Raw genomic sequence first — 20,432 nt, 5'->3', positions numbered from 1 at the left:
CCCTTCCGACCCCCGGGGACCGCCCGGGTCAGACGCCCTTCGGGTGCCAGACCGTCTTGGTCTCCAGCAGCGTGGTCATCCGGGTGATGCCGGGGTCGGCGTGCCAGTCGTGGTCCGCCGGGGCCGGCCGCAGCACCCGCTTGAGGTTCTCCGCGGCCCTGATCTCCAGGTCGGCGGCCAGCTCGGCGTCGGCGACGCCGGTCAGGTCGATCGCGTTGACGTCCATGTGCGCGGCGAGCGTCGGCACCGTCTCGGCCAGCCGGCCGGTGAGGATGTTGACCACCCCGCCGGGCAGGTCCGAGGTCGCGAGCACCTCGGCGAGCGTCACCGCCGCCAGCGGCGCCGCCGGGGAGGCGGCCACCACCACAGTGTTGCCGCTGACGATCGCCGGGGCGATCACGCTCACCAGGCCGAGCAGCGCGGGCTCCTCGGGGGCCACCGCAGCCACCACGCCCGTCGGCTCCGGCGCGGACAGGTTGAAGTACGGGCCGGCCACCGGGTTCGCGCCGCCGTACACCTGGGACAGCTTGTCGGACCAGCCCGCGTACCAGACCCAGCGGTCGATCGCCGCGTCCACCTCGTCGGCCGGGACGCCCAGGGCCACGAACTGCTCGCGCCGGCCCTCCAGCATCTCGGCGACCCGGTAGAGGATCTGACCCCTGTTGTACGCGGTCGCCCCGGCCCAGCCCTTCACCGCGGCACGGGCGGCCACGACCGCGTCCCGCGCGTCCTTCCGGGAGGCAAGAGACACGTTCGCCGATTGCACGAGATACGACCGTCCCGACTCGCTGCGCGGGAACTTCCCGCCGATGAAGAGCTTGTACGTCTTGCGTACCGCGACCCGCTCAGACATTGAGGTACCCCTCCAGCCCGTGCCGGCCGCCCTCGCGACCGTAGCCCGACTCCTTGTAACCGCCGAACGGCGACGTCGGGTCGAACTTGTTGAACGTGTTGGCCCACACCACGCCAGCGCGCAGCCGGTCGGCCAGCCACAGGATCCGGGAACCCTTGTCGGTCCAGATCCCGGCCGACAGCCCGTACGGCGTGTTGTTGGCCTTCTCGACGGCCTCCGCGGGGGTGCGGAACGTCAGCACGGACAGCACCGGGCCGAAGATCTCCTCGCGGGCGATCCGGTGCGCCTGGGTGACGCCGGTGAAGATGGTCGGCGCGAACCAGAAGCCGCGCTCGGGCAGCTCGCACGGCGGCGACCAGCGCTCGGCGCCCTCGGCGGACCCGGCGTCGGACAGCTCCCGGATCCGGGCGAGCTGAGCGGCCGAGTTGATCGCGCCGACGTCGGTGTTCTTGTCCAGCGGGTCGCCGACGCGGAGCTGGGCCATCCGGCGCTTGAGCGACTCCAGCACCCGGTCGGCCACCGACTCCTGGACCAGCAGCCGGGATCCGGCGCAGCAGACGTGGCCCTGGTTGAAGAAGATGCCGTTGACGATGCCCTCGACGGCCTGGTCGATCGGGGCGTCGTCGAAGACGATGTTCGCGGCCTTGCCGCCCAGCTCCAGCGTGAGCTTCTTGCGGGTGCCGGCGACCGAGCGGGCGATGGCGCGGCCGACCTCGGTGGAGCCGGTGAACGCGACCTTGTCCACGCCCGGGTGCTCGACCAGCGCCCGGCCGGTGTCGCCGGCGCCGGTGACGATGTTCACCACACCGGCGGGCAGGTCGGCCTGCTGGCAGATCTCGGCGAACAGCAGCGCGGCGAGCGGGGTGGTCTCGGCCGGCTTGAGCACCACCGTGTTGCCGGCGGCCAGCGCCGGGGCGATCTTCCACGCCAGCATGAGCAGCGGGAAGTTCCACGGGATGACCTGCGCCGCCACGCCGAGAGGCTTCGGGTCGGGGCCGAAGCCCGCGTGGGGGAGCTTGTCGGCCCAGCCCGCGTAGTAGAAGAAGTGCGCGGCGACCAGCGGCAGGTCGACGTCGCGGGACTCCTTGATCGGCTTGCCGTTGTCCAGCGACTCCAGCACCGCCAGCTCGCGCGAGCGCTCCTGGATGATCCGGGCGATCCGGAACAGGTACTTGGCCCGGTCCCGGCCCGGCATCGGACCCCAGACCTTCTCGTACGCGGTCCGGGCGGCGCGGACCGCGCGGTCCACGTCCTCCTCGCCCGCCTCGGCGATCTCGGCCAGCACCTCCTCGGAGGCCGGGTTCACCGACTTGAAGCTGCCGCCGGAAGCCGGGTCGACGAACGCGCCGTCGACGAAGAGCCCGTACGAGGGCTTGAGGTCCACCACCGAGCGGGACTCGGGGGCGGGAGCGTATTCGAACATCGCGTTCAGTCCAGGGTGAAGTAGTCGGGGCCGGCGTAGACGCCGGTCGTCAGCTTGGTGCGCTGCATGAGCAGGTCGTTGAGCAGGCTCGACGCGCCGAACCGGAACCAGTCCGGGCTCAGCCAGTCGGCGCCGACCGTCTCGTTGACCATGACCAGGTACTTGATGGCGTCCTTGGTGGTCTTGATGCCACCGGCCGGCTTGACGCCGACCTGACGCCCGGTGGCGGCGCGGAAGTCGCGGACCGCCTCCAGCATCACCAGCGTCACCGGCAGGGTGGCCGCGACCGGGACCTTGCCGGTGGAGGTCTTGATGAAGTCGCCGCCGGCCAGCATGGCGAGCCAGGAGGCGCGCCGCACGTTGTCGTACGTGGCCAGCTCGCCGGTCTCCAGGATGACCTTGAGGTGCGCGTTCCCGCATGCCTCCTTGGTGGCCACGATCTCGTCGTAGACCTCGGAGTAGCGCCCGGCCAGGAACGCGCCCCGGTTGATCACCATGTCGATCTCGTCGGCGCCCGCTTCGACCGCTGCCCGCACGTCGGCGAGCTTGATCTCCAGCGGCGCCTGGCCGGACGGGAACGCGGTCGCCACGCTGGCCAGGTGCACGCCGGAGCCGCGCAGCACCTCGGCCACGTGCGGGACCATCGACGGGTAGACGCAGACCGCGCCGACGTGCGGGCAGCTCGGGTCGGCCGGGTCGGGGCGCAGCGCCTTCGCCGCCAGCGCCCGCACCTTGCCCGGGGTGTCCGCCCCTTCCAGGGTGGTCAGGTCGACCATCCGGATCGCCAGGTCGATCGCCTCGGCCTTCGCCGTGGTCTTGATGGAGCGGGTGCCGAGTTGCGCCGCCCGCTGCTCCGCGCCCACCTGGTCCACGCCGGGCAGGCCGTGCAGGAAGGTCCGCAGAGCGGTCTCGGATCGTCCCAGCTCGGTGAGGTCCGACCGGGCCGACGTCGTTGTCGCCGTCATGCCCCGAATAGTACGCACCCGCGAGTCGAGTGATCTTGCTCACGATCGACCGGTTGTGAGCGTCATACGTGAGCGGTGTCGCTGGTCGTACCGCACCTGCCCTGCGCCCGGCCGCCAAACGGTAGGTTGAGCGATCGTGGACGTAACCGTCATTGACCATCCGCTCGCCCAGACGCGGCTGACCGCCATGCGGGACGCCCGGACCGACTCGTCGTCGTTCCGGGCCGCGCTGCGCGAACTCACCACCATGCTGGTGTACGAGGCCGCGCGCTCCTTCCCGGTCGAGAAGTACTCGATCCAGACCCCGGTCACCGCCACCGAGGGCACCCGGCTGGCGAACCCGCCGCTGCTGGTGCCGGTGCTGCGGGCCGGTCTCGGCATGGCCGACGCCGCGCTCGGCCTGCTGCCCGAGTCGTCGATGGGCTTCGTCGGCCTGGCCCGCGACGAGGAGACGTACGAGCCCCGCGCGTACATGGAGTCGCTGCCGCGCGACCTCGCCGGCCTGCCGGTGCTGGTGCTCGACCCGATGCTCGCCACCGGCGGCTCGCTGGAGCACTGCTGCCGGCTGCTCGCCGACCGCGGCTGCACCGACATCACGGTGCTGTGCGTGCTGGCCGCCCCGGTCGGCATCGAGCGGCTGGAGCGCTCCGGCCTGCCGCTGCGCCTGGTCACCGCCTCGATCGACGAGGGACTGAACGACTCGAAGTTCATCGTCCCCGGCCTGGGCGACGCCGGCGACCGCCAGTTCGGCGGCATGCCCCGCTTCTGACCCGGCCGTCCGGGGATCCGGTTCGACCCGGCGACCCCGGGATCCGGCTATTCGGCCGAGAGGGCCCTTTCCCGCTGGGAAGGGGCCCTCTCGGCGTGAATCGGGCGGCCCCGGCGAGTCGGTGCGCGGGGGTGCGGGGAGGCGCTAGCGTTCCGGGCCATGACTGGTGTTGCGCTCGCCGAGGAGCTGCTGCTCCTCGCGTATGACGACGAAACCGGCAAGGCCACCATGCCGCGGATCAGCCTGGACCTGGGCATGGCCGCCGCGGTGCTGGTCGAGCTGGCCCTGGCCGGACGGGTCGCGTACGCGGAGGGGAACCTGGCGGTGGTCGACCCGGCCCCGACCGGCGAGCCGATCGCGGACGCCGTCCTCGCCAAGATCGCCGCGGAGACCCCGCACACGCCGTCGTCCTGGGTACAGCGGCTGCGGCACGGGCTGCGCGACCGCATCCTCTCCGACCTCTGCGGGCGGGGCGTGGTGCGGGACGTGGAGGAGGCCGAGCTGGGCTTCATCCACGTGCACCGCTACCCGGTGGCGGACGCCTCGGTCGAGGCGGACATCCGGCGGCGGCTGGCCGACGCGCTGACCAGCGGGCAGCTCCCGGACGAGCGGACCGCCGCGCTGGCCACGCTCGTCGCGGTGCTGCGGATGGAACCCGCGCTCGGGCTGACCGGCGCGGCAGCCGAGGACGCCGGCCGGCGACTGGAGGAGATCGCTGCCGGCGCCGGGTTCTCCGGCACCGTGAGCCTGGACGACAGCGTGGTGCGCCCGTCGATCAGCCTGGTCATCGCCGCGCTGGGCCAGGCCGTCGACGCCGCCCTCGGCAAGCGGCCCGCCGCAGGCTGAGGCCGGTGACGGGTGCGTCCGTCGTCGCCGGAGCGACGGCAGACGCACCGGACCGTCAGAGCCCCAGGGCGGCGGCGATCTCGTTGCGCAGCTCGGCCACGGCGGCCCGCGCGCGCTGCCGGGCAGCCGGCACGTCGCCGCCGCTCACCGGCTCCACCACCTCCAGGTACGCCTTGAGCTTCGGCTCGGTGCCGGAGGGCCGGATCACCACCCGGGCCGCGCCGGTGCGCAGGATCACCACGTCCGCGTCCGGAAGCAGGTCGGACGCCTCGGTCACCGGCTGCCCGAGCAGCGCGGTCGGCGTGGCCGCCCGGATCCGGGCCATCGAGTCCGCGATCACCCGCAGGTCCTCCACCCGGACCGAGAGCTGCTCGGTGTGGTGCACGCCGAACTCGGCGGCGAGCTCGTCCAGCCGGTCGAGGAGCGTACGGCCCTCGGCCTTGAGACCGGCGGCCAGCTCGGCGACCGTCAGCGCGGCCGTGATGCCGTCCTTGTCGCGTACGTGACCGGGCGCGACGCAGTAGCCCAGCGCTTCCTCGTAGCCGTACACCAGCGGCTCCCGGCCGCCGCCGGCCCGAACGATCCACTTGAACCCGGTGAGCGTCTCGTCGTAGGGCAGACCCCGGGCCGCCGCCATGGCCCGCAGCAGCGCCGACGACACGATCGTGGTGGCGTACAGGCCGGTCACGCCGCGCCGCATCAGGTGATCGGCCAGCAGCGCGCCCACCTCGTCGCCGCGCAGCATCCGCCAGGACCCGGCGTCGCGTACCGCCACGGCGCAGCGGTCCGCATCAGGGTCGTTGGCGACGGCGATGTCCGCGCCGGTGCGGTCGGCGAGCGCGACCAGCAGGTCCACCGCGCCGGGCTCCTCCGGGTTGGGGAAGCTGACGGTCGGGAACGCCGGGTCCGGCTCGGCCTGCTCGGGCACCACGCCGGGAACGCCGAAACCGGCGCGCGCGAACGCGGCCGTCAGCACCGCGGCGCCCACCCCGTGCAGCGGCGTGTACGCCACCTTCAGATCCCGTGGTCCGGCCGGGTCCACCACGGCGGCGGCCTGCTCGACGTACGCGGCCACCAGGTCGTCGCCGAGCACCTGCCCGGCCGGGCCGAGCGGCACCGCCGCGAGCGGGCCGACCGCCCGGATGGCGGCCTCGATGCCGGCGTCGGCGGGCGGCACGATCTGCGCGCCGGCGCCCAGGTCACCGCCGAGCTGCGCGCCCAGGTAGACCTTGTAGCCGTTGTCCTGCGGCGGGTTGTGGCTGGCGGTGACCATCACTCCGGCGACCGCGCCGAGCTGGCGGACCGCGAACGCCAGCACGGGCGTGGGCAGCGGCCGGGGCAGCAGCAGTGCCGGCCGGCCCGCACCGGTGGCCACCTGCGCGGTGCGCTCGGCGAAGGCCAGCGAGCCGTGCCGGGCGTCGTACCCGATCACCAGTGGGCCCTCGCCGCCCTGGGCGGCGAGCCAGCCGGCGAGCCCGGCGGCGGCCTGGGTGACCACGGCGAGGTTCATGCCGTTGGGCCCGGCGCGCAGCGGGCCGCGCAGCCCGGCGGTGCCGAAGGTCAGCGGACCGGCGAACCGGTCGGCCAGGTCGGCCGCCGTGCCGGGCAGCCCGTCGAGGACCGCGCGCAGCTCGGCGCGGCCGGCCGGGTCCGGGTCGTCGGCGAGCCAGCGCTCGGCTTGCACGCGAAGGTCGTCAAGGTCAGTGGTATCCGCCGCCATTGCCTCATGAAAGCACGGCGGCGGATCACCAATGGCCGCCGGCCTCGACTCAGTTCGTCGCCGTGAGCTGGAACGAGTCGACCATCGCGTCGAAGATCGGCTTGCTCTCGGCGAATCGTGCGTCGGTCGTGGAGAGGTAGAACGAGTAGACCTTGCCGTCCTTGACCAGGCCCCGCCAGATGCCGTGCCGCATGGCCTCGCCCTCGCCGCAGGTGTATTCGAGCTGGCCCGCGGTCTGGCCGGCGAGTGGCTGCTCGGAGACTGACAACTCGGTGTAGGGGGCCGGGCAGGTCTTGCTGTTCGCGGTCTTGCTCTTCAGGTTCCGCGAGGCGAACTCGGCCCAGCTGATCGAGGTGCCGCCCCACTTCTCGGCGATGACCCGCACCTTGCGGCCCTCGTCGTTCGGGTCGACGTAGTCGACGAAGAGGCCGCCGGTCTGCCGTTGCCAGCCCTTCGGCACCTGGATGGTGATGCCCTTGACGGTCTGCTCCTGCATCTCCGGCGCGGCGGCGGCCGAGTTCGACGGCAGCGTGCCCACGATCGGCGGCGGCCCGTCGTCGTCGCCGCCGCTGGTCAGCGCGATCACGCTCACCAGCAGCACCACGGCGAGGCCACCGGCGGCGGCGAGCTGGACCTTGCGCGGCCACGCCTTCACCCGGCCGAGCAACCCCTTGGTCGCGCCGAGGGCACCTCCGCCGGCCGCCGGTGCGGTGGCCGGGGTGGTCCACGCCTGGCCGGTGCCGGGCACCGACCACTGGTTTCCGCCGCCGTACACCGGCTGGGTGGCGTCGACGGTGCGGCCGTAGGTGGCCGGCGTGGCGGTGGGCACCGCCTGGGTCGCGTCCGCCCCGGCGCCCTGGCCGAGCCGGACCGTGGCGTCCGGCGAGATGCGCTGGGTGGCCTCCGGCGTGCCCGGCCCGGACATCGCGCCGGTCGGGGTGTGCAGCGGGCCGGCCAGCGCGTCGGCGCTGGTCTCGTCGAGCGCGGCGGCACCCGCCGCGGCCTTCTCGGCCTGGGGCCGCTCACCGCGGCGCAGCGCGGCGAGCCGGTCGGTGAGCGACTCGTCCGGGCTGATCATCGCCCGGCCGCCGATCTGCCCGCTCGGCTTCGGCTCCGCCGCGATCGCCGGCGGCGTGGTCGGGCGCGGAACCGGCACCACCGCGTACGGGTCGGTGACCGAGTTGACAGCGGTCGCGGTGCTGGTCAGCGGCCCGGCGAGCAGCTCGCGCAGGTTGGCCCGGGCGCGGTGCACGTCCATCCGGCGGGCCGGGTCCTTCTCCAGCAGCCCCATCAGCACGCCGGTCAGCGGGCCGCTGCGCTGCGGCGTGGCGGGCGGGTCCTCGACCACGGCGTGCATGGTCTCGATCGGGTCGCCCTTGTCGAACGGGGGCCGGCCCTCGACCGCCGTGTAGAGCGTCACGCCGAGCGAGAACAGGTCGCTCGGCGGCCCGAACTCCTGGCCCATGGCCCGCTCGGGCGAGATGAAGTGCGGCGAGCCGAGCACCATGCCGGGCGTGGTGAGCTGCACGTCGGTGGGCATCCGGGCGACGCCGAAGTCGGTGAGCACACAGCGGCCGTCGGTGCAGATCAGCACGTTCGCCGGCTTGACGTCGCGGTGCAGCACGCCGATGGCGTGCGCCACCTCCAGCGCGCCGAGCAGCGCGATCCCGATCTTGGCGACGGCGCGCGGCGCGACCGGCCCGTCCTCGATCACCATGTCGGCCAGGCTGCGGGCGTCCAGCAGCTCCATCACGATCCACGGACGGCCACCCTCGGTGACCACGTCGTAGACCTGCACCACTGCCGGGTGCTGGATCGCGGCGGCGGCACGGGCCTCCCGCAGCGTCCGTTCGTAGAGCGCGTCGCGGTCGCTCGGGGCGAGCCCCGGCGGGAGGACGACCTCCTTGACCGCCACATCACGGCGCAGCAACGTGTCTGTGGCCCGCCAGACCGTGCCCATGCCTCCGTTGCCCACCGGGGAGCGCAGCGAGTAGCGACCACCGATGGTGGTGCCGGGCGCCGCGCGTCCAGTGGGGGGACTGGCCGGTCCGCCGCTCCACGTCGGAATCTGAGTCACAGAAAAGCCACCGGGGGATATCGAGGGGGCTGGGACACAACCCCCCTATCTTGCTGGTTCCGACGCCCGATGCGAAACCCGACGCGGCGGGCGTTTAGCTACTCGACGGTATGTGGTCGGCCGCTCACCTCCGGTGGGTCGCCGCCGTGAGGTGTGCGGTATCCCTCACCCACCAGGCGGTCTGCGCGTCCTACCATCCGGTAATGAGCGATGCGCGGTCAAGCGAGTCGGGTTTCCCGATCCAGGGCGTCTACACGGCGGCAGACCTTCCCGAGGACCTGGACGCCCGGCTGGGCGAGCCGGGCGAGTTCCCGTACACCCGCGGGGTCTACCCGACGATGTACACCTCCCGGCCCTGGACCATGCGGCAGTACGCCGGCTTCGGCACCGCGACCGAGAGCAACGCGCGCTATCACCAGCTGCTACGTGCCGGCACCATGGGCCTGTCCGTCGCGTTCGACCTGCCCACCCAGATGGGGTACGACTCGGACGACCCGATCGCGCACGGCGAGGTGGGCAAGGTCGGCGTCGCCATCGACTCCATCGAGGACATGCGCACGCTGTTCGGCGGCATCCCGCTGGACAAGGTCTCCACCTCGATGACCATCAACGCGCCCGGCTCGGTGCTGCTGCTGCTCTACCAGCTCGTGGCCGAGGAGAACGGCGTCCCCGGTGCGGCGCTCAACGGCACCATCCAGAACGACATCCTCAAGGAGTACATCGCCCGGGGGACGTACATCTTCCCGCCGAAGCCCTCGCTGCGGCTGGTCGCCGACACCTTCGCCTACTGCCGGGCCGAGGTGCCGAAGTGGAACACCATCTCCATCTCCGGCTACCACATGGCCGAGGCCGGCGCGTCGCCCGCGCAGGAGGTCGCGTTCACGCTCGCCAACGGCGTCGAGTACGTCCGCGCGGCGCTCGCCGCCGGGCTGGCCGTGGACGACTTCGCGCCCCGGCTGTCGTTCTTCTTCGTGGCCCGCACCACGCTCCTGGAGGAGATCGCCAAGTTCCGCGCCGCCCGGCGGATCTGGGCCCGGCTGATGCGCGACGAGTTCGGCGCGAAGAACCCGAAGTCGATGATGCTGCGGTTCCACACCCAGACCGCGGGCGTCCAGCTCACCGCCCAGCAGCCGGAGGTGAACCTGGTCCGGGTGGCGGTGCAGGGCCTCGGCGCGGTGCTCGGCGGCACCCAGTCGCTGCACACCAACAGCTTCGACGAGGCCATCGCGCTGCCCACCGAGAAGGCGGCCCGGCTGGCGCTGCGGACCCAGCAGGTGCTGGCGTACGAGACGGACCTGACCGCCACCGTCGACCCGTTCGCCGGTTCGTACGTGGTGGAGGCGATGACCGCCGAGGTGGAGGCGGCGGCCACCGAGCTGATGGACCGGGTCTTCGACCACGGTTCGGCGGTGGACGCGATCGAGGCCGGTTTCCAGAAGCGGGAGATCGAGCAGTCCGCGTACCGGATCGCCCAGGAGATCGACTCGGGTGAGCGGGTGGTGGTCGGGCTCAACCGGTTCCAGATCGACGAGGAGGAGCCGTACGAGCCGCTGCGGGTGGACCCGGCGATCGAGGCGGCGCAGGGGGAGCGGCTGGCCCGGCTGCGCGCCGAGCGGGACTCGGGCGCGGTCGAGCGGGCCCTGGCCGAGCTGCGTGCCGCCGCCGAGGGGGACGCCAACGTGCTCTACCCGATGAAGGAGGCGCTGCGCGCCCGCGCGACGGTCGGCGAGGTCTGCGGAACGCTGCGCGAGGTGTGGGGGATCTACCGGCCCAGCGACCGGTTCTGAGCTGTCCGGAGGCGGCCCCGCCGTGCACCCTCGGTGTGCGGCGCGGGCCGCCTTCGCGTGTGCGATTCGGCGATTCGGGTAACCGGATCGGGTGAACGGGACGGACAGGCTGTGCGGTCGACGGTCGGACCCTCGTGTCACCGTCGGGAGTCTTCCGGCAGCCGACAGTTGTCGTGCAATTGTCGGAGCGACAGTTAATTGCCGCGACTAATGCGACAATTCGGAACGACGGGCCGGTATTTGTGGCCGTTGAAACGGTTACGCGTTGTAGGAGGTGGGAGGCGGATGACGGCGTTCGACCGCGATCTACCTGCTGTCCCGCAGATATTCGAGCCCTCTCACCAGGGGATTCGTGACGCTGCGCGGTCCGACCGCTACGCGAAAGATGTTGCGCAGCGTCACCGCCGGAGGTCTAGGCTGTCTGCTGTCCGACCCGAAGATCCATCCACTTCTAGTGATCGAGAATTCGACGTGACGAGTGCGTTGACGCTGCCTTCCGGCGGCCTGCTGTCGTCGTCCCGGCCCGAGGCGCCGACCGCTTACCAGCCCCTGCCCTTCGAGCTCGACCATCTGCTCGCGCTGCGCGTACCCGGCCTCATCGAAACGCGCCGCCACATCCACTCCCACCCGGAGTTGTCCGGCGAGGAGTTCGAGACGGCCGCCCTGGTACACCGTGAGCTGTCCCTCGCCGGTCTCAAGCCGCGCCTGCTGCCCAAGGGCAACGGCGTCATCTGCGACATCGACGGACGCCCGGACGGGCCGGTGATCGCGCTCCGCGCCGACATCGACGCGCTGCCGCTGAGCGACCCGAAGGACGTGCCGTACCGCTCGACGGTGGAGGGCGTCTGCCACGCCTGCGGCCACGACGTGCACACGTCGGTGATGCTCGGCGTCGGCATGCTGCTGGCCCAGCTCGCCGACACGGGCCGGCTCGACGGCCGGGTCCGGCTGATCTTCCAGCCCGCCGAGGAGATCCTGCCCTGCGGCTCGCTGGAGGTCATCGAGGCCGGCGGCCTGGACGACGTGGTGCAGATCTTCGCGCTGCACTGCGACCCGAACCTGCCGGTGGGCAAGGTCGGCCTGCGGGTCGGCCCGATCACCGCCGCCGCCGACAACGTCACCGTCCGCCTCACCGGGCCGGGCGGGCACACCGCCCGCCCGCACCTGACCGTGGACCTCGTGGACGCGCTCGGCCGCCTGGTCACCGAGGTGCCGACGCTGATCAGCCGCCGGGTGCCGGCCAACAGCGGGCTGCTGCTGGTGTTCGGCCACGCCTCGGCCGGCACCCGTTACAACGTCATCCCGTCCGAGGCGTGCGCGGCCGGCACGCTGCGGGTGATGGACCGCGACACCTGGGACCAGGCGCCCGAGATCGTGGCTCAGGTGGTGCGGGACGTGCTCGCCCCCACCGGCGCCACGGTCGACCTGGAATACCTGCGTGGCCGGCCCCCGGTGACGAACGACGCCCGCGCGATCGGCGTGCTCACCGCCGCCACCGCCGCGGCGCTCGGCCCCGACGGCATCGCCGAGACGCCGCAGAGCATGGGCGGCGAGGACTTCTCCTGGTACCTGGAGCACGTGCCCGGTGCGCTCGCCCGCCTCGGCGTCGGCCGGAGCGGGCCCAACGTGGACCTGCACCGGGCCTCGTTCGACGTGGACGAGCGCGCCATCGAGGCGGGCGTACGCCTCATGGTCCAGACCGCGCTGCGGGCACTGGCGGCGGCCCGCTGACCGGACCGCCGGCCAGCCCCGCCGGCATCGGCACCGGTTCGGGGCCCGGCGGCGTCCGCCGGGCCCGCACCCGGCGCCGCCACAGGAGCAGCAACCACAGCGGTACGCCGATCACGACCGCGAAGGGCAGCACCGCGCCGAGCACTGTGAGCAGGACCCGGGCCGAGGCCAGGAACGCCGTCCAGCCGCCGCCCAGCCCGGCCAGGAAGCCCAGGTCGGCCTCCTCCTCGGCGGTGCTGGCGTCCTGACCGAGGAACGTCACGGTGATGGTGGAGAGCGAGGTCAGGTCCGCCAGCCGGCGCTTGCGGGCCTCCAGCGAGGCCAGGTCCGCCTGCCGGCTGCCCACCTCGTTCTCCAGCCGCACCAACTCGTCCACCGAGGTGGCCCGGGCGAGCAGCTTGCGGGCGCTCTCCACCCGCGCCCGCTGGGTGGCGATCCGGGCGTCCAGGTCGACCACCTGCTCGGTGACGTCCTCGGTGCGGATCTCCCGGCGCTCCTGCCGGCCGAAGCCGGCGAGCTGGTCGATCACCGCGCTGAACCGGTCCGCCGGCACGCGCAGTGTCAGTGCGGCCCGCGCCTCGGCGTCCCGGCTCGACCGCCGGTCGGCGCCGACGAACCCGCCGGCCGCGGTGACGGCGGTGACCGCCTCCCGCGCCGCGGCCTCCACATCGTCCACCCGGACCTGCATGGTCCCGGTGTAGATGATGGATCGCTGATCGACCCGCAGGTCCGCGCCGCCGGTGCCGCCGGGAGCGGCCTGGTCGCGGTCCGCGCCACCGCCGTCCGCGCCGCCCTCGGCGGCCTGCTCGCGTCCCGCGCCTGAGTCGGCCGCCGGCGCGGCCGAGTCGCTGCCACTGTCACCGCCCGCGCCGCACGCGCCCACACTCAGCGCCGCTATCAGACCCACAGCCACCAGGGCCACGCCCCGGAGTCGTCGTCCGCCCATACCCCGTACTCCGATCGTCGGCGGCCCCGCCAACCGGGACCGATACCTCGGACGTGACGCGTGGTCGCGCCGGTTCCGGCAGACTGCGCTCAGGACATCACGATTCGGTATTCGAGGAGTCACGATGCAGGTGACCAAGTACGCGCACTCCTGCCTCCGGCTGGAGCACGACGGTGCGGTGCTCGTCGTCGACCCCGGTGTCTTCAGCGATCCGGCGGCGCTGGACGGGGCGGACGCGGTGCTGATCACCCACGAACATCCGGACCATGTGGACGTCGCCACGCTGACCCGGGCGCTGGAACGGCGGCCGGTGCCCGTGCACGGTCCCGCGTCTCTGGCCGGCGTGCTCGGCGACGCCGCCGAGGCGCTGGTGACGGTCGAGCCCGGACAGTCGTTCACCGTCGCCGGGGTGCCGGTGCGGGCGTACGGCGGGCAGCACGCGGTCATCCACCCGGACATCCCGGTGATCCAGAACATCGGCTACCTCTTCGCCGACGTGGTCTACCACCCGGGAGACGCGCTGTTCGTGCCCGACGACGTGCAGGTGGACACGCTGTTCGCCCCGATACACGCGCCCTGGTCGAAGTTCTCCGAGGTGGTCGACTTCATCCGCGCGGTCGCGCCGCGCCGGGCGTACGCGCTGCACGACGGGCTGCTCAACGACAACGGCTTCGGCGTGCTGGACCGGCAGTACACGGCGATGTCCAACACCGACTACCGCCGACTGGAGCCGGGCACCCGGATCGACGCCTGAACATGGCCGAGGTGCCCGCGGAGGTGATCCGGCAGCTCTACGCCACGCCGCCGGACCGGTTCGTCGCGGCCCGGGACGCCGCCGTCGCGCGGGCGCGGCAGTCCGGTGACCCGCGTACCGCCCGGGAGATCGGCAAGCTGCGCCGGCCCACCGTGGCGGCGTGGCTGGTCAACCTGCTGGCGATCCGCCGGCCCGAGCTGGTCGCCGACCTCACCCAGCTGGCCGAGTCGCTGCGCGCCGCACAGCGCGACCTGCGCGGCGGCAAGCTCCGGGAACTGTCCGCGCAGCGGCGCGCCGTCGTGGGGGCGCTGGTGGCGGAGGTACGTCGGCTCGCCGCCGCCGAACCCGCCGCGCCCCCGGCCGGGAAGCTGCCGCTGGGCGAGGTGGAGGCGACGCTCAACGCCGCGCTGTCGGACACCCAGGTGGCCGAGCAGGTACGCGCCGGACGTCTGCTGCGGGCCAGCCACTACGCCGGGTTCGGCGAGGTGCCCCGCCCCCAGCTCCGGCTCGTGACAGGGGGCGAGGAGGCGCCGGTCGTACCGGATCGGGCGGCCGAGCGGGCCGACGCGCGCCGGGCCCGCGACGAGCGGGCGGCGCGGGCCGAACGGGCCGGACGGCGGCGGACCGCGACCCGGGAGCTGACCCGGGCCCGCGCGGACCTGGACCGGGCCGAGAAGGAACTGGCCACGGCCGACGCGGCCGAGCGGGACGGCGCCGCGACGCTGGACCGGATCGAGACCGAACTGGCCGAGTTGGAACGTCGCCGGGCCGTGGCCGAGCAGGAGCTGAGCCGGGCGCGGTTGGCCCGCCGGGGCGCGGAACGGGCGGTCACCGCGGCCCGGCGCCGGGCCGGTGAGGTGGAGGCCGTGTTGGAGGCGCTCGACGCCGAAGAGGGGGATTCCGACTCCGGTGACGACCGGGCAGACTGAGCGTGATGAATGGCTACGGTGGAGTGACGGTGACGGGCCGCCGATGACCCCGGAGCAGCTCGCCGCCGCCTGCAAACCGCTGGTGCTCGAACTCGGGGAGGCGTTCGCCCGCTGCCCGTCGACGCTGCGCCGGGCACGGCTGCTCGGCATCTCCGGGTGGGCCTTCTACATCACCGGGCGGGCCGGGGCGCTCGGTGACGTCCGCGCCGAGACGGTCGCCGCGGCGCTCGGCTTCATCGCACCGGAGGCGGTCACGGACGGCTGGGACGCCGCCGCGCGGACCGTCCCGCCGCTGGAGGTGGCCGCCGCCAACCTGGCCGAGTGCTGCCGGTGGGGCACCGCCCGGCTGGGCGACGGCGCCGGGTCGTCGCGGCTCGCCGCGCTGCTGGGCCGGGCGGTCGACGCGGCGGAGGGCAGCGGCATGCCACTGTTCGCCGCCTGGCGGGCCATGCCGGTGCCCGACCCGTCACCCGGTGCGCGGGCGGCTGTCGGCATGCTGCTGCTGCGTGAGCACTTCGCCGGGGCGTACCTGCTGGCGGTGCGCGCGGCCGGGCTGACGCCGCTGGAGGCGGTGCTGGCCGGGCCGGAGGGCGAGACGGGCGCGGCGGCGTGCGGCTGGGTGCCCCCGTACCCGCCGGTCGGGCCGCTGGTACGGCGCCGGTTGTGGGCCGAGGCGGTGACCGACCGGCTGGCGTCGGCGGCGTTCCGCTCGTTGAGCGCCGCCGAGGGCGCTGAGCTGCTGAGTCTGCTCGGCGCCGCGCGGCAGCGCGCCCGCGGCGGATAAATGGGAGGCGACGCGGCCGGTCCGGCTGCCAGGATCTGGCCCGTGACGCTCCCCGCCGGCTGGTCGGCCCGCCGCCCGACCCTCGACGACGTGCCCGCGATCCTGGCGGTGGTGCACGCCGCCGACACGTTCGCCGTGGGCTACCCGGACTTCGACGAAGAGGACGTGCGGTCCGCGCTGACCGCGCCGTTCGTCGACCCGGCCCGGGACTCCTGGCTGGTCACCGACCCGGACGGTACGGCGGTGGCCTGGTCGATCCTGGCCAACCCGAGCGGCGTGGGCCGGGAGTGGGTGGATGTCCTCGTCGACCCCGACCGCGGCGCCGACCTGCGCGCGCCGCTGCTGGCGCGGCTGCTGGAGCGGGTCGCCGAGCGGGCCGCCGAGCGCGGCCTGTCCGCGCTGACCGCCCGCGCCGGCGTGTACGCGCCGGAGACCCGCTGGGCCGGTGAGCTGACCGAGGCCGGGTTCACCCGGATCAAGCGCTACATCCGGATGAGCCGTTCGCTCGCCGGCCTGCCCGCCGAGCCGGCGCCCCCGCCGGGGGTGACCGTCCGGCCACTGCGGGCCGACGACGAGAGCGACATGCGGCTGTTCCACCGGATCTACGACACCGCGTTCCGGGACACCCCCGACCACGACCCGCTCGACTTCGAGCAGTGGCGGGACCTGCTGCCGTCGTACGGCAAGGTCTGGGACGAGTGGTTCCTGGCCGAGGTCGACGGCGAGCCGGCCGGTGCGCTCCAGTCCTCCGACCAGGCGCTCGACCAGGACCGGGGGTGGGTGCGGACGCTGTCGGTGCTGCCCGCGTACCGGCGTCGGGGGGTGGGCGCGGCGCTGCTGCGCCGGGCCTTCGCGGTCTACGCGGCGAAGGGCCGCGCCGGGGCCGGGCTCGGCGTAGACCTGGCCAACCCGACCGCGCCGGTCACGCTCTACCGCTCCGTCGGGCTGGTGGAGGAGCGCTGGGTCGACATGTACGAGCGGAGCGTGCCCGCCTCGCGGGTGTGACCCGGCACCCCCGAACCGGGGTCGCCGAGCGACCGGCAGGCCGCGCGGCGCACACTGTGAGTGTGGGAGACGCGCTACGCGGACGCGGTGCCGGTGGGGCGGGACCGCAGCTCGGTGACGTAGTCGTCCGGCGCGCCCGCCTTCTCCGCGGCGTTCGCGATCTCCGACAGGTACCACGCCGTGGGCAGCCCGCCCTCGTACCCGTCGAACACGTAGACCCACGCGGTCACGTCGCCGTCGAGCGTCGAGACGCGCACCGTCAGCCGGCGGTACGTCTCGGCGGTCACGCCCTCGATCTCGTCGAGCTGCGCGGCGTCGTACGGGTGGATGTCGTAGAGCGCCACGAACACCCGGTCACCGGGGGACTCGACCACGGTGCTGACCGAGCCCTCCCACCCGATGACGTCCTCGCCGGCGAAGGTGAGCCGCCACCCCTCAAGCCAGCCGGTGCCCACCATCGGCGAATGCGGGCAGTAGGCGCGCATGCGGGCGGGGTCAAGGTTCGAGCCGTAAGCAGCGTAGAGACGCACGGCGACGACGATAGCCCGGCTGACGGGTGGGGGAGAATACGACAGTGCGTGTCGAACCCGACGGGGAGAAGAAAGTCACTGTGAGCATTGTGAGCTTCGACGAAGGGATGGCTCGGTGAGCCAGATCGTGATCATCGGCGGCGGGCCGGCCGGGTACGAGGCGGCTCTGGTCGCCGCGCAGTTGGACGCCGATGTCACAGTGGTCGAGGCGGAGGGCGCCGGCGGCGCCTGCGTGCTCTCCGACTGCGTGCCCTCCAAGACGTTCATCGCCAGCTCGGAGGTGGTCACCGGCTACCGGGACACCGAGGAGTTCGGGGTGCACTCCGACGGCCTGGAGGCGGTCACCGTCGACGCCCGGACTGTGCACGAGCGGGTCAAGCGGCTCGCCCTGGCGCAGTCCGCCGACATCCACACCAAGCTGGTCAAGGCCGGGGTCGAGTTCGTGGCCGGCCACGCCCGCCTCGGCGAGGACACGCTCGGCCACACCCACCGGGTCATCGTCACCCCGGCCGGCGACGGCGCGGAGTACTCGATCGCCGCGTCGACGGTGCTCGTCGCGACCGGCGCGACCCCCCGCCAGCTCCCCACCGCCGTACCGGACGGCGAACGCATCCTGACCTGGCGCCAGGTGTACGACCTGCCCGAGCTGCCCGAGCACCTGATCGTGGTCGGGTCCGGCGTGACCGGCGCCGAGTTCGCCAGCGCGTACCTGGCCATGGGCGTCAAGGTCACGCTGGTCTCCAGCCGGGACCGGGTCATGCCGCACGAGGACGCCGACGCCGCGATGGCGATCGAGCGGGTGTTCCGCAACCGGGGCATGAGCATCCTGAACAACTCCCGCGCCGAGGCGGTCCGCCGCGTCGGCGACGGGGTGGAGGTGGTGCTCTCCGACGGCCGGCAGGTCACCGGCTCGCACGCGCTGATCGCGGTCGGCTCGATCCCGAACACCGCCGATCTGGGCCTGGCCGAGTACGGCGTCGAGCTGGCCCGGGGCGGCTTCGTGACGGTGGACCGGGTCTCCCGTACCAACGTGCCGGGCATCTACGCGGCGGGCGACTGCACCGGCGTGCTGCCGCTCGCGAGCGTCGCGGCCATGCAGGGCCGCATCGCCATGTGGCACGCGCTGGGCGAGGCGGTCCGGCCGCTGCGGCTGCGTACCGTCGCCGCGAACGTCTTCACCGACCCGGAGCTGGCCACAGTCGGCGTCTCCCAGGACGAGGTGGACGCCGGCAAGACCCCGGCCCGCCAGGTGATGCTGCCGCTGTCCGGCAACGCCCGGGCGAAGATGGACGACCTGGCCGACGGCTTCGTCAAGCTGTTCTGCCGGCCGGCGAGCGGTCAGGTGATCGGCGGCGTGGTGGTCGCGCCGAAGGCCAGCGAGCTGATCCTGCCGATCACGATGGCGGTGGAGAACAACCTCACCGTCAACGAGCTGGCCCACACCATCACCATCTACCCGAGCCTGTCCGGCTCCATCACGGAGGCCGCCCGCCAGCTCATGCTCCACGAGCTGGAGTAGCCCGGCCTCTCGCCCTCCGCCCGTTCCTTGCTCGTCGATCATGGAGTTGCGGCCCCCGATCCGACTGGTATGCCCGGTCTGTGCGGGGCCACAACTCCATGATCGGCGACTCTGGTCAGGGTCAGGTGCAGGGCCAGGGTTGCCAGCAGGGCTGTCTCGGTGAGGATCAGGAGGCGCTCGATCAGGCCCAGCAAAGCGCGGTCGCCGAGGTAGGCGGACCAGATCATCGCGCCTGCGAGCACCAGGCTGGCCATGGTCAGCCCGCGCAGCCAGGCGGCCGCTCCGGTGACCGGGTGGCGGGCGAGCAGCCAGCCGGCCACGGGCAGGGCCAGGAACGACAGCACCGAGGCGTACCGGTGCACGTACGCGGCGGTGTCCATCGGCGTACCCGGCTCGTTCGTGGGCACCGAGGCAGCGGCCAGCAACCCGGCCGACCAGGCGGTCAACAACGCGAGCGGCACCCGGCCCGCACCGGACCGGCGCAGCGCCGGCAGCAGGATCAGACTGGCCGCCGCGAGCACCGCCATCGCGGTGTCGATGACGCCGCCCCGATCGGAGACGGCGAAGTCGCTGACGGTCAGCGACCAGGGATCCAGGTCGTCGCTCACCTCGAGATGACCGATCACCGCGAGCACCGCCGCCAGGACGATCCCGCCGATGGCCAGCAGGCCGCTTCTCCGCGTTCCAGGCATACGGCCAGCCTGTCGCCGGAACCGCCCCAGACGGATCCGGGACCACCACCCACTTCGGTCCCCGGGTCGTCCCCTACCGGGCCCCGGAGAACCGCGTCAGGTCAGGCCGGGTCGAGGTGGATCGTCCGGCCGGTCTCCCGCCGGCTGCGCGGCGGCGACCCATTCCAGCATCTGCTCCCTGAGATGTCTGCGCTGAGCCGCGCGCTCGGCGTCGTCACACGAGGGATCGATCCGCCGGGCTCTGGCCTTGACGTCTTGCCAGCCCGCCGCGTCGCTCATGGTCTGTGCTTCCTTCGCGTCGAACAGGTGCTCGGGGGTCAGCTGCCTGCTGAGTCGGCGGTGGCCTTGGTGCGGGTCTGGCGGGTGCTGCTGATCCAGGTCATCGCCCACCCGGCCAGCGCGAACCCGGCCGCGGCCACGCCGCCGATCAGCAGCAACCGCCACGCCGAGTGGGTCAGCGCCGTACCGCCCAGATGACCGACGAGCGCCCCGTAGCTGGACCAGGCGAGGGCCGCCGCCGCCTCGTAGGGCAGGAACAGGCGGTACGGGTAGCGGCTACGCCCGGCCGAGAAGCAGGCCGCCATCCGGCCGCCGGGCACGAAGCGGCAGAGCAGGATCACCAGCGGTCCCGGTTCGCGCAGCCCGCGAGTGACCCGGGTGACGGCCCGACGTGCCCGTCCGGGCGTCGTCGCGCGGGCCGGGCGGCGGGTCGGCGTGGTGCGGCCGATCAGATAGCAGGCCAGATCCCCGATGAACACGCCTGCCGCGCCGACCGCGATGGTCAGCGGCAGGCTGAGCCCGCCGTACACGGTCAGCGCCCCGCTGGTGATCATGACGAGCTGGGTCGGCACCACCGGGATGAAGGCGTCGGCGATCAGCAGGATCAGCAGCAGCGCGTACGCCCACATGGGCGACGCGACGTCAGAGATGAGTTCGGCCACGACCGCCACCTCGCCGGAGTTCTCCGTTCGACCGGATCGAGCCTGACGCCGTGTCCGGCGTCACCACCACCGGCCCCGCCTGGCGGTGACAGGCGACACCGACGGGCCGTAGGTGGAAAACGAGCCGACCCGGCCGGAGGTGACGGGTGGGCGGGGCCCCG

At 73.2% G+C, this 20,432-nt stretch carries 19 protein-coding genes; 9 read left to right on the top strand and 10 right to left on the bottom strand.

Annotated elements, in window-relative coordinates:
- Positions 1-28: 28 nt before the first annotated feature.
- From F8279_RS17385 to deoC, 3 genes are read right to left on the bottom strand one after another with little or no spacing between them, the layout of a single operon-like run.
- Positions 29-853 carry an aldehyde dehydrogenase family protein gene (locus tag F8279_RS17385; RefSeq protein WP_151500488.1) on the bottom strand — a complete coding sequence of 275 codons (825 nt, stop codon included), beginning with the start codon at positions 851-853 and terminating at the stop codon, positions 29-31.
- On the bottom strand, positions 846-2,276 hold the full coding sequence (locus tag F8279_RS17380) for an aldehyde dehydrogenase family protein (protein ID WP_151500487.1): 1,431 nt from the start codon (positions 2,274-2,276) through the stop codon (positions 846-848). Before F8279_RS17380 ends, F8279_RS17385 begins: the two co-directional genes overlap by 8 nt.
- A gap of 5 nt (positions 2,277-2,281) precedes the next feature.
- Entirely contained in the window at positions 2,282-3,241 is a 960-nt protein-coding gene (gene deoC, locus F8279_RS17375; protein WP_091415451.1) for a deoxyribose-phosphate aldolase, read from the bottom strand.
- 136 nt (positions 3,242-3,377) lie between these two features.
- Between deoC and upp the strand changes: the two genes are divergently transcribed.
- Positions 3,378-4,010: a uracil phosphoribosyltransferase gene (gene upp, locus F8279_RS17370; RefSeq protein ID WP_091415454.1), complete on the top strand. Its 633-nt coding sequence runs from the start codon at positions 3,378-3,380 to the stop codon at positions 4,008-4,010.
- A gap of 159 nt (positions 4,011-4,169) precedes the next feature.
- The gene (locus tag F8279_RS17365; RefSeq protein ID WP_151500486.1) at positions 4,170-4,856 is read left to right on the top strand and encodes a GPP34 family phosphoprotein; all 687 of its coding nucleotides are present in this window, start codon (positions 4,170-4,172) and stop codon (positions 4,854-4,856) included.
- Between the two features lie 55 nt (positions 4,857-4,911).
- On the opposite strand, the gene F8279_RS17360 is transcribed toward F8279_RS17365, so the two are convergent.
- Both F8279_RS17360 and F8279_RS17355 read right to left on the bottom strand, forming a co-directional pair.
- Positions 4,912-6,576: a phospho-sugar mutase gene (locus F8279_RS17360; protein WP_151500485.1), complete on the bottom strand. Its 1,665-nt coding sequence runs from the start codon at positions 6,574-6,576 to the stop codon at positions 4,912-4,914.
- Positions 6,577-6,625: 49 nt separating this feature from the next.
- Complete coding sequence (locus F8279_RS17355; protein ID WP_091415464.1) at positions 6,626-8,653, bottom strand: serine/threonine-protein kinase; 2,028 nt, start codon at positions 8,651-8,653, stop codon at positions 6,626-6,628.
- A gap of 203 nt (positions 8,654-8,856) precedes the next feature.
- Between F8279_RS17355 and F8279_RS17350 the strand changes: the two genes are divergently transcribed.
- Both F8279_RS17350 and F8279_RS17345 read left to right on the top strand, forming a co-directional pair.
- A complete protein-coding gene (locus F8279_RS17350) occupies positions 8,857-10,440 on the top strand; it encodes a methylmalonyl-CoA mutase (RefSeq protein ID WP_091415467.1) in 1,584 nt (527 codons plus the stop codon).
- A gap of 471 nt (positions 10,441-10,911) precedes the next feature.
- Positions 10,912-12,171, top strand: a complete 1,260-nt coding sequence (locus F8279_RS17345) for an amidohydrolase (RefSeq protein WP_091415471.1) — start codon at positions 10,912-10,914, stop codon at positions 12,169-12,171.
- Here F8279_RS17345 and F8279_RS17340 read toward each other — a convergent pair.
- Positions 12,128-13,117 carry a DUF4349 domain-containing protein gene (locus tag F8279_RS17340; protein WP_151500484.1) on the bottom strand — a complete coding sequence of 330 codons (990 nt, stop codon included), beginning with the start codon at positions 13,115-13,117 and terminating at the stop codon, positions 12,128-12,130. The genes F8279_RS17345 and F8279_RS17340 overlap by 44 nt on opposite strands.
- Positions 13,118-13,241: 124 nt before the next feature.
- Here F8279_RS17340 and F8279_RS17335 point away from each other — a divergent pair, with 124 nt between their 5' ends.
- The 4 genes from F8279_RS17335 to F8279_RS17320 are packed head-to-tail and all read left to right on the top strand — an operon-like array spanning position 13,242 to position 16,589.
- Entirely contained in the window at positions 13,242-13,871 is a 630-nt protein-coding gene (locus tag F8279_RS17335; protein ID WP_091415478.1) for an MBL fold metallo-hydrolase, read from the top strand.
- A 2-nt stretch (positions 13,872-13,873) separates the two neighbouring features.
- Positions 13,874-14,800, top strand: coding sequence for a hypothetical protein (locus F8279_RS17330; RefSeq protein WP_091415481.1), 927 nt, complete (start codon positions 13,874-13,876; stop codon positions 14,798-14,800).
- Positions 14,801-14,843: 43 nt separating this feature from the next.
- Positions 14,844-15,584 (top strand): hypothetical protein, encoded by a 741-nt coding sequence (locus F8279_RS17325; RefSeq protein WP_151500483.1) that lies wholly within the window; start codon positions 14,844-14,846, stop codon positions 15,582-15,584.
- A gap of 42 nt (positions 15,585-15,626) precedes the next feature.
- A complete protein-coding gene (locus tag F8279_RS17320) occupies positions 15,627-16,589 on the top strand; it encodes a GNAT family N-acetyltransferase (protein WP_091415489.1) in 963 nt (320 codons plus the stop codon).
- 74 nt (positions 16,590-16,663) lie between these two features.
- Here F8279_RS17320 and F8279_RS17315 read toward each other — a convergent pair whose 3' ends face one another.
- Positions 16,664-17,119, bottom strand: coding sequence for a gamma-glutamylcyclotransferase (locus F8279_RS17315; protein ID WP_013284020.1), 456 nt, complete (start codon positions 17,117-17,119; stop codon positions 16,664-16,666).
- A gap of 115 nt (positions 17,120-17,234) precedes the next feature.
- Here F8279_RS17315 and F8279_RS17310 point away from each other — a divergent pair, with 115 nt between their 5' ends.
- Positions 17,235-18,638, top strand: coding sequence for an NAD(P)H-quinone dehydrogenase (locus tag F8279_RS17310; RefSeq protein WP_151500482.1), 1,404 nt, complete (start codon positions 17,235-17,237; stop codon positions 18,636-18,638).
- Between the two features lie 38 nt (positions 18,639-18,676).
- Here the strand turns inward: F8279_RS17310 and F8279_RS17305 are convergent, their stop codons facing one another.
- The 3 genes from F8279_RS17305 to F8279_RS17295 form a co-directional block, all read right to left on the bottom strand.
- Positions 18,677-19,330 (bottom strand): DUF998 domain-containing protein, encoded by a 654-nt coding sequence (locus F8279_RS17305; RefSeq protein WP_151500481.1) that lies wholly within the window; start codon positions 19,328-19,330, stop codon positions 18,677-18,679.
- Positions 19,331-19,426: 96 nt separating this feature from the next.
- Positions 19,427-19,609, bottom strand: a complete 183-nt coding sequence (locus tag F8279_RS17300) for a hypothetical protein (RefSeq protein WP_151500480.1) — start codon at positions 19,607-19,609, stop codon at positions 19,427-19,429.
- 38 nt (positions 19,610-19,647) lie between these two features.
- A complete protein-coding gene (locus F8279_RS17295) occupies positions 19,648-20,271 on the bottom strand; it encodes a DedA family protein (protein ID WP_151500479.1) in 624 nt (207 codons plus the stop codon).
- Positions 20,272-20,432: the final 161 nt, after the last annotated feature.

Origin of the sequence: Micromonospora sp. AMSO1212t (genome assembly GCF_008868145.1) — a bacterium.
In the GTDB taxonomy this organism is placed as follows: Bacteria; Actinomycetota; Actinomycetes; order Mycobacteriales; family Micromonosporaceae; genus Micromonospora; species Micromonospora tulbaghiae.
This window is presented reverse-complemented; position numbering and strand designations above follow the sequence as displayed.

Bases quoted from the DNA above. Each gene is read 5' to 3' on its own strand.
- F8279_RS17385 (WP_151500488.1), bottom strand. From the start codon at position 853: ATGTCTGAGCGGGTCGCGGTACGCAAGACGTACAAGCTCTTCATCGGC.
- F8279_RS17380 (WP_151500487.1), bottom strand. From the start codon at position 2,276: ATGTTCGAATACGCTCCCGCCCCCGAGTCCCGCTCGGTGGTGGACCTC.
- deoC (WP_091415451.1), bottom strand. From the start codon at position 3,241: ATGACGGCGACAACGACGTCGGCCCGGTCGGACCTCACCGAGCTGGGA.
- F8279_RS17365 (WP_151500486.1), top strand. From the start codon at position 4,170: ATGACTGGTGTTGCGCTCGCCGAGGAGCTGCTGCTCCTCGCGTATGAC.
- F8279_RS17360 (WP_151500485.1), bottom strand. From the start codon at position 6,576: ATGGCGGCGGATACCACTGACCTTGACGACCTTCGCGTGCAAGCCGAG.
- F8279_RS17350 (WP_091415467.1), top strand. From the start codon at position 8,857: ATGAGCGATGCGCGGTCAAGCGAGTCGGGTTTCCCGATCCAGGGCGTC.
- F8279_RS17340 (WP_151500484.1), bottom strand. From the start codon at position 13,117: ATGGGCGGACGACGACTCCGGGGCGTGGCCCTGGTGGCTGTGGGTCTG.
- F8279_RS17335 (WP_091415478.1), top strand. From the start codon at position 13,242: ATGCAGGTGACCAAGTACGCGCACTCCTGCCTCCGGCTGGAGCACGAC.
- F8279_RS17330 (WP_091415481.1), top strand. From the start codon at position 13,874: ATGGCCGAGGTGCCCGCGGAGGTGATCCGGCAGCTCTACGCCACGCCG.
- F8279_RS17325 (WP_151500483.1), top strand. From the start codon at position 14,844: ATGACCCCGGAGCAGCTCGCCGCCGCCTGCAAACCGCTGGTGCTCGAA.
- F8279_RS17305 (WP_151500481.1), bottom strand. From the start codon at position 19,330: ATGCCTGGAACGCGGAGAAGCGGCCTGCTGGCCATCGGCGGGATCGTC.
- F8279_RS17300 (WP_151500480.1), bottom strand. From the start codon at position 19,609: ATGAGCGACGCGGCGGGCTGGCAAGACGTCAAGGCCAGAGCCCGGCGG.